At 65.8% G+C, this 13,805-nt stretch carries 13 protein-coding genes and 2 tRNA genes; 9 read left to right on the plus strand and 6 right to left on the minus strand.

Annotated features, from left to right (window positions below):
• Positions 1 to 10: 10 nt before the first annotated feature.
• Positions 11 to 85 (minus strand) — tRNA-Thr (locus AC1ROK_RS06550).
• Between the two features lie 486 nt (positions 86 to 571).
• Here AC1ROK_RS06550 and murA point away from each other — a divergent pair.
• The 8 genes from murA to yacG all read left to right on the plus strand — a co-directional run bounded on the left by murA (position 572) and on the right by yacG (position 6,566).
• Complete coding sequence (gene murA, locus AC1ROK_RS06555) at positions 572 to 1,858, plus strand: UDP-N-acetylglucosamine 1-carboxyvinyltransferase (RefSeq protein ID WP_492845060.1); 1,287 nt, start codon at positions 572 to 574, stop codon at positions 1,856 to 1,858.
• 356 nt (positions 1,859 to 2,214) lie between these two features.
• Positions 2,215 to 2,643 (plus strand): DUF2948 family protein, encoded by a 429-nt coding sequence (locus tag AC1ROK_RS06560; protein ID WP_492845062.1) that lies wholly within the window; start codon positions 2,215 to 2,217, stop codon positions 2,641 to 2,643.
• Positions 2,643 to 3,935: a histidinol dehydrogenase gene (gene hisD / locus AC1ROK_RS06565; RefSeq protein WP_492845063.1), complete on the plus strand. Its 1,293-nt coding sequence runs from the start codon at positions 2,643 to 2,645 to the stop codon at positions 3,933 to 3,935. The genes AC1ROK_RS06560 and hisD overlap by 1 nt, the downstream gene beginning before the upstream one ends.
• Positions 3,936 to 4,901, plus strand: a complete 966-nt coding sequence (locus tag AC1ROK_RS06570) for a UPF0262 family protein (RefSeq protein ID WP_492845065.1) — start codon at positions 3,936 to 3,938, stop codon at positions 4,899 to 4,901.
• Between the two features lie 319 nt (positions 4,902 to 5,220).
• Positions 5,221 to 5,439 carry a translation initiation factor IF-1 gene (gene infA, locus AC1ROK_RS06575; RefSeq protein ID WP_055048078.1) on the plus strand — a complete coding sequence of 73 codons (219 nt, stop codon included), beginning with the start codon at positions 5,221 to 5,223 and terminating at the stop codon, positions 5,437 to 5,439.
• Between the two features lie 49 nt (positions 5,440 to 5,488).
• The gene (gene infA / locus AC1ROK_RS06580; RefSeq protein WP_035082742.1) at positions 5,489 to 5,707 is read left to right on the plus strand and encodes a translation initiation factor IF-1; all 219 of its coding nucleotides are present in this window, start codon (positions 5,489 to 5,491) and stop codon (positions 5,705 to 5,707) included.
• Positions 5,708 to 5,715: 8 nt separating this feature from the next.
• A complete protein-coding gene (locus tag AC1ROK_RS06585) occupies positions 5,716 to 6,354 on the plus strand; it encodes a Maf-like protein (protein WP_055048077.1) in 639 nt (212 codons plus the stop codon).
• Positions 6,354 to 6,566: a DNA gyrase inhibitor YacG gene (gene yacG / locus AC1ROK_RS06590; RefSeq protein WP_492845069.1), complete on the plus strand. Its 213-nt coding sequence runs from the start codon at positions 6,354 to 6,356 to the stop codon at positions 6,564 to 6,566. Before AC1ROK_RS06585 ends, yacG begins: the two co-directional genes overlap by 1 nt.
• Before the next feature lie 229 nt (positions 6,567 to 6,795).
• Here yacG and AC1ROK_RS06595 read toward each other — a convergent pair whose 3' ends face one another.
• Positions 6,796 to 7,146 (minus strand): endonuclease domain-containing protein, encoded by a 351-nt coding sequence (locus AC1ROK_RS06595; protein WP_492845071.1) that lies wholly within the window; start codon positions 7,144 to 7,146, stop codon positions 6,796 to 6,798.
• 135 nt (positions 7,147 to 7,281) lie between these two features.
• Positions 7,282 to 8,043, minus strand: a complete 762-nt coding sequence (locus AC1ROK_RS06600; protein ID WP_492845073.1) for an SDR family NAD(P)-dependent oxidoreductase — start codon at positions 8,041 to 8,043, stop codon at positions 7,282 to 7,284.
• A gap of 210 nt (positions 8,044 to 8,253) precedes the next feature.
• Between AC1ROK_RS06600 and AC1ROK_RS06605 the strand changes: the two genes are divergently transcribed.
• Positions 8,254 to 8,329, plus strand: a tRNA-Phe gene (locus AC1ROK_RS06605).
• Between the two features lie 27 nt (positions 8,330 to 8,356).
• On the opposite strand, the gene AC1ROK_RS06610 is transcribed toward AC1ROK_RS06605, so the two are convergent.
• Genes AC1ROK_RS06610 through AC1ROK_RS06620 form a run of 3 tightly spaced genes read right to left on the minus strand, consistent with a single transcriptional unit; the run spans position 8,357 to position 13,805 of the window.
• Entirely contained in the window at positions 8,357 to 10,696 is a 2,340-nt protein-coding gene (locus AC1ROK_RS06610; protein ID WP_492845075.1) for a glycosyl hydrolase family 95 catalytic domain-containing protein, read from the minus strand.
• Positions 10,697 to 10,728: 32 nt separating this feature from the next.
• Positions 10,729 to 11,787, minus strand: coding sequence for a LacI family DNA-binding transcriptional regulator (locus tag AC1ROK_RS06615; RefSeq protein WP_492845077.1), 1,059 nt, complete (start codon positions 11,785 to 11,787; stop codon positions 10,729 to 10,731).
• Complete coding sequence (locus tag AC1ROK_RS06620; RefSeq protein WP_492845079.1) at positions 11,784 to 13,805, minus strand: alpha-amylase family protein; 2,022 nt, start codon at positions 13,803 to 13,805, stop codon at positions 11,784 to 11,786. Before AC1ROK_RS06620 ends, AC1ROK_RS06615 begins: the two co-directional genes overlap by 4 nt.

Below are 13,805 nucleotides of genomic sequence, written 5' to 3' on the forward strand. Positions count from 1 at the left end.
TTAAGAAAAATGGTGCTGCAAGAGAGGATTGAACTCTCGACCTCTCCCTTACCAAGGGAGTGCTCTACCACTGAGCTACTGCAGCGAACGCATGGGCGTGGGGCAAGGCCCCCGGCGGCGTGGGGCGGTTACTGCCACAGGGCTTTGGCTGGTGCAAGCGCAAAAAGCTTGCAAACGGGCTACAGCAGCGAACGCGGCTTTGCTGCTAGGGTGGCGCGTGAAATCGAGTGACGTGAAGGCAAGGCGAGACGTGGCTGACGATGCGGCGAAGCGCGAGCAAAGATTGGCCGCAAAGCTTCGGGAGAACCTGAAGCGGCGGAAGGAACAGGCGCGGGCCCGGGCGGCGGGCGCCGGCAAATCACCACCCGAGACGGAAACGGACAGCGCGGCCAAGGGGCCCGCGTTGAAGCCGCTTGGTGACTCGGATAGCTAAAGCGCGTTCAGGAAGGGCTGCAGGCTTTTCCGGTTCGAGGGCGCGACGGGTAAGGATTTGGAGCATTTCGACGTTTCATGGAAACGGTGAGAATGCTCGGTAAGCAGGAGCAGAACGCTCCGCAGTCGGGAAGACAACATGGATCGCATTCGTCTGGTGGGTGGCAATGAGTTGCGGGGCGAGATCCCCATCTCCGGCGCCAAGAACGCAGCGCTGCCGCTGATGATCGCCTCGCTCCTGACCAAAGACCCGCTGGTGCTGGAGAACGTGCCGCGGCTGGCGGACGTCAACCAGCTCGAGAAAATCCTCGAGAATCACGGCGTCGATATCGCCGTGCATGGTCGCAAGGCGCCGACGCTGGAGGGCCAGCGGATGACGCTGCAGGCCGCCGAGATCGTCGACACCACGGCGCCCTACGAGCTGGTGTCGACGATGCGGGCGAGCTTCTGGGTGATCGGGCCGCTGCTGGCGCGGGCGCATGAGGCGCGGGTGTCGCTGCCGGGCGGCTGCGCCATCGGCACGCGGCCGGTGGACCTGTTCCTCGCGGGGCTGAAGGAACTGGGCGCCGAGATCGAAATCGATGAGGGCTATGTGGTGGCGCGCGCCCCCAAGGGTGGGTTGCGCGGCGCGCGCGTGGTGTTCCCCAAGGTGACGGTGGGCGCAACGCATGTGCTGCTGATGGCGGCGACGCTGGCCAAGGGCACCACGGTGCTCGAGAACGCCGCGATGGAGCCCGAGATCAGTGATGTCGCCGAGTGCCTGGTGAAGATGGGCGCAAAGATTTCCGGCATCGGCACGCGCACGCTGACCATTGAGGGCGTCGACGAACTGCATGGGGCGACCCATGCCGTGGTGGCGGACCGGATAGAGACCGGCACCTATGCCATGGCGGCAGCGATGACCGGCGGCGACGTGCTGCTGAAGCATGCACGGGCCGAGCACCTGCAGGCGGCGCTCGATACGCTGGCGCTCGCAGGAGTGGAGATCAACTCGGAGACGGACGGCATCCGCGTCAGGCGCAATGGTAACGGCATCCAGGCAGTGCATGCCGAAACGCAGCCGTTCCCGGGCTTTCCGACGGACCTGCAGGCGCAGTTCATGGCGCTGATGACCATGGCCAACGGCACCTCGCAGATCCGCGAGACCATTTTCGAGAACCGCTACATGCATGTGGCCGAGCTCGCCCGCTTCGGCGCCGACATCAAGGTCGATGGCCAGGTGGCGACGGTGACCGGCGTGCCGCAGCTGAAGGGTGCACAGGTGATGGCGACCGACCTTCGCGCCTCGGTGTCGCTGGTGATCGCCGGGCTCGCAGCGCGCGGCGAGACGGTGGTCAACCGGATTTACCACCTCGACCGCGGGTTTGAGCGGCTCGAGGACAAGCTGAGCGCGGTGGGTGCGGAGATCGAGCGGGTCACTGGCTGACGTAGTGGACTCGCGTCGGGGGGCGGCCGAGGCCCCGTGCCCTCCGCGACCCCCTCTCTTGCAAAATCTAAGGCTTAGCCAAGCGGCTAAACCTAAGATTTTGCTTTCTCCCCCGCCAAGGGGGAGAGCCCCGACTGATGCTCCCGTGCCGATTGAGGCCACCGATCATCTCCCCCTTGGCGGGGGAGAAAGCGAAAACTTGGGCTTAGCGCAGCTAAGTCCTTAGTTTTCGCAAGAGAGGGGGTCGCGGGAGCCACCTGCGCTCATATGCGATTGCCCCCTCGCCGCTTAGCTTGTAGATCGTCTGTCGGGCCCCCACTTGCTGGTCAATTCCACCGTTTCCGGACCCCCAACATATGACCGATCTCAAGCTTCTGGCGCTTGATAGCGAAGACCTCGACGTGATTTCGGCGACCACGCAGGACGCCATCGTGCGCGTCGGCGATATGGGTTACGCCAAGGCCGACCAGCGTTTCGCGCTGCTGATGAACCGCTATGCCTGGGAGGATGGCGGCGACGCCAAGGCGGGGGTGCGGAAGCGCGCGGCGCTGCATTTCGACCGGGTGACCGGGGTGAAGGTCGCGGGCATCGACACCAATTCGCTCGAGGGCGCGCTGGAACTCTTGACCATTCGCTTCACCGAAAACGAAGCGCCGAGCGGCTGGGTCGACCTGGCCTTTGCCGGCGGCGGCACGGTGCGGCTGGAAGTGGAAGTGCTGGAAGCGCGGCTGCAGGACCTGGGCGCCGCCTGGGCGGCGAAGGTCAAGCCCGAGCACGTCGACTAATGCCAGCTATTCTGGATAGCCGGGATGCCGGCTTTGCCGAGGCGTTCGAGACGCTGCTGAATTCGAAGCGCGAAGCTTCGGAAGAGGTCGGCAATGCGGTGGCTGCGATCCTTGCGGACGTGAAGGCGCGCGGCGACAAGGCGGTGATCGAATACACCGAGCGCTTCGACAAGCCGGCGCAGGCCGCGTGGGCGCTGCGCGTCTCTGACGAGGAAATCGCCGAAGCCAGCGCGCGCACCCCGGCCGACGTGTTGTCGGCGCTGACGGTGGCGCATGAGCGCATCCGCGCGCACCACGAAAAGCAGAAGCCGCTGGACCATGTCTACCAGGATCACCTCGGGGTGACGCTGGGGACGATCTGGACGCCGGTGGAAGCGGTGGGCATTTACGTGCCGGGCGGCACGGCCGCCTACCCCTCGTCGGTGCTGATGAATGCCGTGCCGGCCAAGGTGGCCGGCGCCAGTCGCATCGCCATGGTGGTGCCGATGCCGGGTGGCGAGGCGAATGATGCGGTGCTGGCGGCGGCGAAAATCGCCGGGGTCACCGAGATTTACCGGATCGGCGGCGCGCAGGCGATCGGCGCGCTGGCCTATGGCACCGATACGATTGCGCCGGTTTCGAAGATCGTCGGGCCGGGCAATGCCTATGTGGCGGCGGCCAAGCGCCAGGTGTTCGGTACGGTCGGCATCGACATGATCGCCGGGCCGTCGGAAGTGCTGGTCATTGCCGACTCTTCGGCCAACCCGGCCTGGGTGGCGGCGGACCTGTTGGCGCAGGCCGAGCATGGCGGCGGGGCGCAATCGATCCTCATCACCACCGACCCCAGGCTTGCCGACCTGGTCGAGGACGAGGTGTGGCGGCAGATCGAGCTGCTGCCGCGGGCCGAGATCACCCGCGCCGGGTGGGAAGAGTTCGGCGCCATCATCACTGTCGCCTCGATGGCGGAAGCGGTGGAGCTCGCCAACCGCATCGCGTCCGAGCATGTGGAGCTGGCGATCGAGGATCCGCAGGCGCTGCTCCCCAAAATCCGCAATGCTGGTGCCATCTTTCTTGGGCATCACACGCCCGAGGCGATCGGCGATTATGTCGGCGGTTCGAACCATGTGCTGCCGACTGCTCGCTCGGCGCGCTATGCGTCCGGCCTGGGGGTGCTCGATTTCATGAAACGGACCTCGGTACTCGGATGCGATCCGGCCTCGCTGGCGGAACTGGCTCCATCAGCCCGGACGTTGGCGATGACCGAGGGGCTCGGGGCGCATGAGCGCTCGATTGCCATAAGGCTCAATCGGTAGATGGCGCTGACGCCGCGACAGTTCGATCCCAAGACCGATCGCATCGTCGCCGTGACGCTCGACCCAAACACCATCACCTCGGTCGACCCCGACGAGGTGCATGAGTGGCGCATCGCCATCTACGACCTAGTCGAAGAGAATGTCTTCGCCCCGGCGCGGGTGAAGGCGACCGGGCCTTATGCGCTGCACGTCTCGATCATTTCGAACTACATCGTGCTCGATGTGCGCAACCCCGACACCTATGAGCCGATCGCCGCGCATTATCTGTCGCTGACCCCGTTCCGGCGGCTGATCCGCGATTACTTCCGCATCCGCGAGAGCTATTACGACGCGATCAAGACCGGCTCGACCTACCAGATCGAAACCGTCGACATGGCGCGGCGGGGGCTGCACAACGAGGCGGCGGAGCTGCTGCGCACCCGGCTCGACAACAAGCTGGAGATGGACCTCAACACCGCAAGACGGCTGTTCACTCTGATCTGCGCGGTGCAGCCGTTCGCGAGCCGCATCGATGAGCGCGAGTCGACCCTGCCGACGGTGCTGTTCGTCTGCTCGATGAACTCGGTGCGTTCGCCGATGGCCGCGGCGCTGGCCCGGCGGTTCTTCCCGGGGCGGCTGATCGTCCGCTCGGCCGGGGTCCGCTCGGGCAAGGCCGATGGGTTCGTGCACGAGGTGATGGAAGAGATCGGCATCGATATGAGCGTGCATACCCCGCACACCATGGACGAGCTGGTGGCCAACCATTTCGACCTGGTGATCACGCTGTCGAACGATGCGCCCGAGGCGGTCGAGCGGCGCGGCCTCGAAATGGGCGCCGTCGAACACTGGCCGATGCCGGACCCGACCGAGACGGAAGGCAACCGCGAAGCGGTGCTCAGCGCCTATCGCACGCTGCGCGATACGCTGCAGCAGCGCGTGCGCGAACGGCTCGACAAGCTGGTGGCGGCGCCGGCGAAGGTGGGGTGAGCGGGGCGGACTGATAGAGACGGCCCCCTCCCGGCCTCCCCCATAAAGGGGGAGGTGAAGGGTCGCGGCTCTGTCTAGGATCGTGCCAAACACACCGGCGAGGCACCTCCCCCTTTATGGGGGAGGATGGGAGGGGGCCGTCTGCTTCAGCATGGCAAACGTCACCCACTTCTCAAATCGCACCTCATTCCCCATATCAACAGGGCATCCCCACCTGCGGGTGGTTCACAAACCGGGCGACATCCAGTATAGGTGGCGCCCAATTCAAGCCCCCGACATTGCCAGTAACGTGTTTCGCGGGGCCGTCTCAGGAGAGAGAATGGCTAAGGAAGAAGTGCTCGAATTTCCGGGCGTGATCACGGAACTGCTGCCGAATGCGACTTTTCGCGTGAAGCTGGAGAATGAGCACGAGATCATCGCCCATACGGCGGGCCGGCTGCGCAAGAACCGCATCCGTGTGCTGGCGGGCGACAAGGTGCTGGTCGAAATGACCCCCTACGACCTGACCAAGGGCCGGATCAACTACCGCTTCAGGTAAGATTCGGAAGTGCGGCGGGTGACACTGCCGCGCTGCAGATGGAGACAGTATGGCTAAGGAAGAAGTGCTCGAATTTCCGGGAGTGGTCACCGAACTGCTGCCGAACGCAACGTTTCGGGTGAAACTGGAAAACGAGCACGAGATCATCGCCCATACTGCCGGCCGCATGCGCAAGAATCGCATCCGCGTGTTGGCGGGCGACAAGGTGTTGTGCGAAATGACACCTTACGATCTGACCAAGGGTCGGATCACCTACCGCTTCAAATAGGGCACCCAATGGCCAGCCGTCCCGAGCTCATCCTCGCGTCCGCCTCGCCGCGGCGCCTGGCGCTGTTGAACCAGATCGGCATCGAGCCCGAGCACCTGGTGCCGGCGCATATCGACGAGACGCCCGAAAAGGGCGAACTGCCGCGCAAGCTCGCGCAGCGCCTCGCCGACCAGAAGGCGATCACCGCCCAGCACAAGGCCAAGAGCACCGGCATCGCGGGCAACGCGTTGGTGCTGGCCGCCGATACCGTGGTGGCAGTGGGCCGCCGCATCCTGCCCAAGGCCGAGACGATGGAAGAAGCGTCGGAGTGCCTCAGAGTGCTGTCGGGCCGCTCGCACCGGGTGTTCACCGCCGTCACCATGCTGACGCCGTCGGGCCAGATGCGCAAACGCCTGGTCGAAACCCGCATCCGCTTCAAGCGGCTGTCGGCGCGCGAGATCGAAAGCTACCTCGCCAGCGCCGAGTGGCGCGACAAGGCCGGCGGCTACGCCATCCAGGGCATTGCCGGGGCGTTCGTGCTGAAGCTGCAGGGCTCCTACTCGGCCGTGGTCGGGCTGCCGCTCAACGAGACGGTGGGCCTGTTGGCGGGCGAAGGCTACCCGGTGCACTTCAACTGGCTGAACCAGTCGAACCTGACAGCGGTTTGATGACTGCAGAAATCATCAAGCTGAAACCGACCCGGCCCTGCCCGATCTGCGGCAAGCCGTCGAGCCAGCAGCACCATCCGTTCTGCTCGGGTCGCTGCCAGGACATCGACCTCAATCGCTGGCTCAGCGGGAGCTATGTGATCCCGGCCGAGCCCGTGGAGGTGGATGAGGAGGATGGGGTGGCGACGCGGGATGACGGGGACGAGGAGTAGGCTGCTCGTTCCGTCCTTGCTGAGATATCGCGATCCCCTCTCTTGCGATTTCCAGGACTTAGCAAACGCTAAGCCCAAGAAATCGCTTTCTCCCCCGCAAGGGGGGAGATGCCCGACTGATGATCCGGCGCCCGTGGTGGGCACTGATCTTCTCCCCCTTGGCGGGGGAGAATGGAATTTCTTGGGCTTAGCTTCTTGGCTAAGCCTTAGAAATTCCAAGAGAGGGGGGTCAGCGATCTCTCAGGACGATCCGCAGTCTCTCGTACACCCCGTCGAGATTCTCCAGCACGTCGTTGTTCCAGAACCGCAGCGTGCGAAAGCCTGCCGCGCGAAAATGCTCGTCGCGCAGCAAATCCGCAGCAGAGCCGCTGTGCTGGCCACCATCGAGTTCGATGATCAGCTTCGCCTCGAAGCAGACGAAATCCACGATGTAGCCGTCGAGCGGGACCTGGCGCTTGAACTTGAGGCCGTCGAGTTGCCCGGCGCGGAGCACGGACCAGAGCTTGCGTTCGGAGTCGGTGCTGCCGGTGCGGAGAGATTTGGCGAAGGCGCGGTGGGTACCAGGCACGTCCTTGCGCATGCTTCACGCCCCCCTCTCTGGCGATTTCTAAGGCTTAGCCAAACGGCTAAACCTAAGAAATCGCTTTCTCCCCCGCCAAGGGGGAGATGCCCGACTGATGATCTGGTGCCCGTGGTGGGCACCGAGGTTCTCCCCTCACGGCATCAACTGCCCGCCGTTCACGTCGATGATCTGCCCGGTGATGTAGCCGGACATCGAATCCGAAGCCAAAAACACGTACGCCCCGACGCAATCTTCGGCCGTGCCCAGACGCTGCATCGGGATCTGCGCTGCGGCGCTGTCCATTACCGATTGCGGGGTCTTGTCGTGGAACGGGGTGATGATGAAGCCCGGGGCGACGACGTTGACGCGGATGTGGTCGGGAGCGAACTCGCGGGCGGCATTGCGGGTGATCGAATGCACCGCGGCCTTGGCCGAAGCGTAGACGGCTGAGCCACCAAAGCCACCGAAACGGCCGGCGACCGAGCCGGTATTGATGATCGAACCGCCGCCGGCGTCCTTCAGATGCGGATAGGCTGCCTTGGTGACGGCGAGCACCGAGCGGACATTGAGATCGTAGACCCGCTCGTAGGTCGCATCGTCGAAACCGGCGTTGGTGACGCGATCGAGAATCGCGCCGGCATTGTTGATGAGGATGTCGAGGCCACCGAGCCCGGCCACCGCATCGGCGACGATTCGGGCGGCCGAGGCCGAGTTGCTCACGTCACCGAGCACCACCACCGCCTTGCCGCCCGCGGCGCGAATTTCGGCGGCGACGGCTTCGGCGGCTTCGGCATTCTTGTTGCCATGCACCGCCACGGCGGCGCCCAGACGCGCCAGTTCTTTGGCGACAGCGGCGCCGATGCCGGTGGACGACCCGGTGATGAGGGCGCGCTTGCCCCTGATATCCTCAAGCATGGTGGCTCCTCATAATGAATCGGCGGCAGACTAGCCGTGCGGCCGGCGGCAAGCCACCGGAATGGTGCAAGAACGATACCCGGGACCGGGCTTCTGCGCCCGGTTTCGAAAGCGGATTTTCCACATTGAGGAAGATGGCAAAACCCGCTTGCGCACCCCGACAATGCCCCCTATAAACCGCCCGACTTAGCGCCCTCGGGCGCCACGGTTGCCCGGGTAGCTCAGTTGGTAGAGCAGCGGATTGAAAATCCGCGTGTCACTGGTTCGATTCCGGTCCCGGGCACCACTTCCCTTCAAGACAGCGTCGACCTTTCTACGCCGAGCCCACCGCTCGGCGTGGCGAGATGGCGTAGCGCGTTGCCGCCTTGCCGTTCCAGGCGAGACGGTGCCGGCCTGCCGCGGCGCCGAGGACGGGCCGCACCGACACCGATCCCGACGGATCGGTTACGGCAACCTCGCCATTTGGCAGCTCGACGACGATCTCACCGTCCTGCGCGGCGAGGATCGTCGCCGAAGCGAGCCGCCCCTCCTGCCAGGTGACGCTCGCCTGGTGTCCGCCGCGGCAGCGGATGTCGGTGATGGAGCCGTTCGTCCAGCTCGGCGGCAGCGTCTTCAACAGGCTGACCGCGCCTTCGTGGCTTTGCACCACCAGTTCGGCAAGCCCGGCCACGGCGCCGAAATTGCCGTCGATCTGGAACACGTTGCCCTCCGGCCAGCCGTCATGCGGGTGGAGGACGAGCAGAGCGCGCGAGGTTAACTGGTCCAAGAGCCCCCGGATCGAGCGCTCGGCCAGTTGGCGATCCCGCAGCCGTGCGGCGAGGCAGAGCACCCAGGCCTGGCTCCAGCCCGTATAGCCGGTGCCATTGTCGAGGCGGAGCGCGAGCGCCCGCCGCACCGCTTCGAACGTCTCGGGCGTGCCGGTCTCGGTGATGCGGATGCCGGGATAGAGGCCGTAGAGGTGGGAGAGGTGGCGATGCCCCAGCTCGGCCGGGGCCTTGTCGTCGTCCCACTCCAGCAGGTTGCCGGCCGCACCGATGCGTGGGAGGCGAAGCCGGGGCAGCGCCGCGCGGGCCCGCGCCGCGAGCGGATCGGCTGGGTCGGCGAGCCCGACAAAATTCTCGAGCGTTTCGCGGATCAGTTCCTGGTCCATCGCCGTGCCCGCGGTGATGGCGACGTTGACGCCCTCGACGACGAAGCTGTGCTCAGGCGAGGTCGAGGGGCTGGCGACCAGCGCGCCCTCGGCATCCTCGACCAGCATGTCGAGGGCAAACTCGGTCGCGGCGCGAAACACCGGCAGTGCCGTCTCCGCCGCGAATCCCTCGGCCGCACTGCCGTGGTCGAGGTGATGCTGCAGGTGGGCCGCCATCCAGTAGAGGCCGGCCGGCCAGTTCGACCATTGCGGGATGCCGGGCACCGGCGCGGTGAAGCGCCAGAGATCGGCATTGTGGTGGGCGGTCGCCCCGGCCGCACCATAGTAGCGCCGGGCGGTGACGGCGCCGGCTTCGGCCAGTTCGCGAGTGAGCTTGAACATCGGGGTGTGCAGGTCGGCAAGACCGCTGGCCTCGGCCGGCCAGTAGTTCATCTGGGTGTTGATGTTGATGGTGTAGTTGCTCGACCAGGCGGGGCGCACATCGACATTCCAGATGCCCTGCAGGTTGCTCGCTTCGGTGCCGGGGCGCGAGCTCGAGATCATCAGGTAGCGGCCGAAATGGAACAGCAGCTCGGCCCGCTCGGCTGCAGGGCCGGAGGCGCTGAGGTCGAGGTCGACGCGATCGAAGTAGCGCCGATAATCGTCGCGGTGGCGCTGCCGGAGCTCGCTTGTACCGATATCGAGGGCCGCTGCGACACGGGCCTGGGCCTCCAGCACCAGGGCGACGAAATCGGCGCTGGGGCGCTGATCGTGGCCGCGATAGCCCGAGGCGGCAGAGGCGATGAGGCGCAACCCGCCGGTTTCGCGGTCGCGCTCGACTGCGGCGACGACGGCATAGCCCATGCCATCGGCGACGGCGCCATCGGCCTCGGGCGCGGCCGCGTCGTAGCGGATCGGCTCCTCGCTCGGCACATAGTTGGGAACGACATGCACGGGAACCCGGGCGGTGGCCACCAGCCACCTGATGCCATGCTCCTCGGACAGCGAGATCTGCGTGTCGGGGTGTGGCGAAACGAATGCGATCCCCACCCTGTCGGGCGTCAGCACCCCCTGCCCCGTGGCAGTTGCCACCAGCACGCCATCGGGATGGGAGACGAAGCTCTGGAGCCGAACCGCGCCATGGCTGGTGTGGGCCACGGCCTCGGCGAGATCGAGGCGGCGGCTGTAGTCGGCGGCATCGGCATCGGCATAGGTGAGTTCGATGGCGCCGAGCGGCTGGTAGGACTGGGTCCAGGCCTTGCCCTGCAGCGCCCGCCCGAGTTCGTCGGCCCGAAGGTAGTCGCGGCGGCGGATCGCATCGCGCAGTTCGGGGACCAGGCGAGATGGGCCCTCGTCGGCTTCGGGCTGCAGCGGCCCGCCGGACCAGACCGTATCGAGGTTGAGGGCGAACCGTTCGGTGCCGACGCCGCCGCCGAGCGTCGCCCCGAGCCAACCATTGCCGATCAGAAAGCTGTCGATGAACCCGGCCGCGGGGGTATCGAGGTCAAGGCAGTAGCGTGGCATGGTCTGGTCCTCGGAAGCGCGAAGGGGTTGGATCAGCGGGGGCGCTGAGCGTCTGGCAGGCGGCGGGTCGAGCCGCGGAGGATAATGTCGCAGTTGAGCGTGATGGTGTGCGGCGCGTGGCTGAGGCCGCGATCCGACAGGCGCGAAGCCATGATGGAGGTGATGGTCTCGGCGATCTTGGCCACCGGCTGGGCCACCGCAGTGATGCCCGTTTCATGCAGCTGGAACAGCGGCACGTCGTCGAAGCTGACCAGTGAGATGTCGTCTGGGACCCGCAAGCCGTGCTCCCGAAGCAGCCGCAGCGCGCCGACCGCCATGTTGTAATTGCAGCAATAGAGTGCGGTAGGCGGCTCGGGGAGCGAGAGCAGGCGCAGCATGCCGGAATAGGCTTCGGTCTCGTTCCAGTGGGTGTCGAGCACCAGGTCGGGGTCGATCTCGATGCCGCGCCCGAGCAACGCCTGGCGATAGCCCTCGAAGCGCTCGCCGCCGGTCCAGTCGCCGATATTGCCGGTGAGGACCGCGATGCGGCTATGGCCGATATCGAGCAGGTGGGTAACAGCGCGAAAACTCGCGGCGCGGTTTTCGACCAGCACCCGATCCACCGGCAGGCCGGGCCAGCCATTGTCGTAAAAGATCACCGGTGTGCCGTTGCCGATGAGATCAAGGATGCGCTCATCGACGTCGTTGCGGCCATCCATGATCAGGCAATCGACCCGATGGGCGACGAAGAAATCGAGCGCATCGCCAATCGATGCCGGGTTGGCATCATGGCAATAGCTCAACAGCGCCCGGCCGGCGCGGCGCATCGACCGGCTCAAATGCTCGAGCACCGGCGCGTGGAACTCCGACAGCGAGGGCACCATGAAGCCGACCGTGTTGGTGAGGTCGGCCTTCATGGCGGCGGCGATGGCGTTGCGGCGATAGCCGAGTTCGCCGATCGCCCGCTCGATCTGCTCGCGATTGCCGCGGCGCACCGGGTGACCGTTGAGATAGCGCGACACGGTACCGATGGCGACGCCGGCGCGGTCGGCGACCTCGACGATGGTGGCGTGGCGCCGCCGGCCGTTCTCGGTGTCGTCGGTGTCGCTCAAACCGTTCCCTCAAAGACCAGCGCGGCGTGGATGCGAAGGCTCGGGAGCCGCACTTCCACGCGATCGCCACCATTGGTGAACGGCACGTCTTCCCCCGTCAGAGCGTCATAGACGCGGGCTGGCGTACGCGGCAAGCGCACCGAGGCCGTCACCGGTCCAAGCGTCGGGATATCCTCGATCATTTCCATGACGCGGGTATGGCCCTCGCCGGTCGGCACCGCCTTGCCGCGGACCTGCGGCGCTCCATAGAGCAGATGGAGGATATGGCGCTGTTGCGCCGCCTGCTGCGTCAGCGTCGCCCGGCCGGACGACGGCAGGTCGGTGACGATGGCGCGGCTGGGCAGCAGCCGGTCGATCAGCCCGCGCACCAGGTACTTGTACAGCGGCTGGCCCATGGCGTGGTACATGTGGAAGATCGGGTAGGCGATGTAGCCGATGCCGCCCTTTACGGTCACCGCCGCCCCCAGCGAAGCCGCCGTCGGATCATCCGGGGCGTGCTGGTGCGAGCTGAAATGCTTGTAGCTGCGGTTGAAGTAGGAGGGGCCGATTTCGGCCAGCACCTCGGCGCCCTCGGCGGTGATCGCCTCCCCGACCCCGTACATGACGAACGGCGAGGCGGTGAGACCGGCATCGAGCCCTGAAACGGCGCGGATATACGAGGGCTCGAATGCCACCTGGCCGGCGCTACGGATGCCGGCGTCGACGGCAAAGCTGCCATCGGGATTGATCGCCGACGTGCCGGAAAGGATCAGCTTGCCGCCCTGGTCGGTATAGGCCTTGAGCGCGGCCGCGAGCCCGGCATCGACCGGGATCTCGTCGGGGAGGATGATGAGCTTGTAGTTCTCGAACGGCGTCGCCGGATCGATCACGTCGAAGGGGAGCTTCAGCTCCTGCAGCATCTGCGCGGCGCCGTCGTCGCTCAGGTTGTTGCGGGCGCCGACCGGGTGGAAATACTCGGCGGTGAGGATCGCCACGTCCGAGACCTGGCGGGCGCCCTCGAGATAGGGCTCGAGCTTTTCGATCCGCGCGTAGGCCGGGCCGATCGAGGCGTAGGTATCGGGGTTGATCGAGCCATCGGGGTGCAACTGATCGCCGACGAGGCACTTGACCCCCAGCGCCACCATCTGCGCCGCCTCGAATTCCAGCGCATCGGGATGCTTGAAGCCGCCGAACTCGCCCCAGCTGGTGTGGAACTTGCCGGTATGGGCCACCATGTCGAGGCCGAGCGTTGCCGCATAACGGGCGCTCGATGGGAAATGGTCATAGCCCCAGCCGCCGGTCGGCAGGCTTTCGAGCTCGAGATGCGTGTAGGTGGAAAAGCGCTGCGGGCCCTGCTTGTGGATATGGCCGCAATTGTAGAAGACCCGCAGCCCTGGGAATTCGGCGTTGAGCGCCGCGCTGGTCTCAGCGCGAAAACGCTCGTTCACGGCCTCATCGTTCTTCAATCGGTCCGCCGGGTTCTCGGGGTCGAGCCCTTGCTCGGCCATGCTGGCGAGGCACTCGGCACAGACGCAATCGGGGGTGAGCACGATGTCGAAGAAGATCCCCGGCGTCTCGTAGTTACGCGCCACCTCGCGCGCCTGCTCGAGCAGTTCGGCACGGTAGGCCGGGTGGTTGAGGCAGAGCGTATGCCAGCCGGCCGTCAGCTGGTCCGGGTCGAAGCGGTTCTTGGTGGCGCTGCGCACCCGCCACTCGGGATGGATACGGGCGTTGCGCTCATCCCACTGCACCGAGATATAGATCGGCGCTTCGATATCGGCGGCAGTCAGCGCCTTCACCATGTCGCCCATCAGGTCGGGCCGCGCGAGGTTCGGGTGCGGCGCTCCGACCTTGGTGGGGTAGTACGACCAGCCGTGGTGGCACTTGGCGAAGATGGTGATCGAGTTGACATGCGCCGCCTTCAGCGTCGCCACGAAATCCTCGGGGTCGAAGGCCGAGCCGATCCCCGGAATATGCTCGGAGGTATGGAAATCGAGGTGAATCTGGCGGTAGCGGAGCGGCTTGTTCGTGGCGGGCAT

The organism is Devosia sp. GW821-FHT12F11, assembly GCF_058806655.1.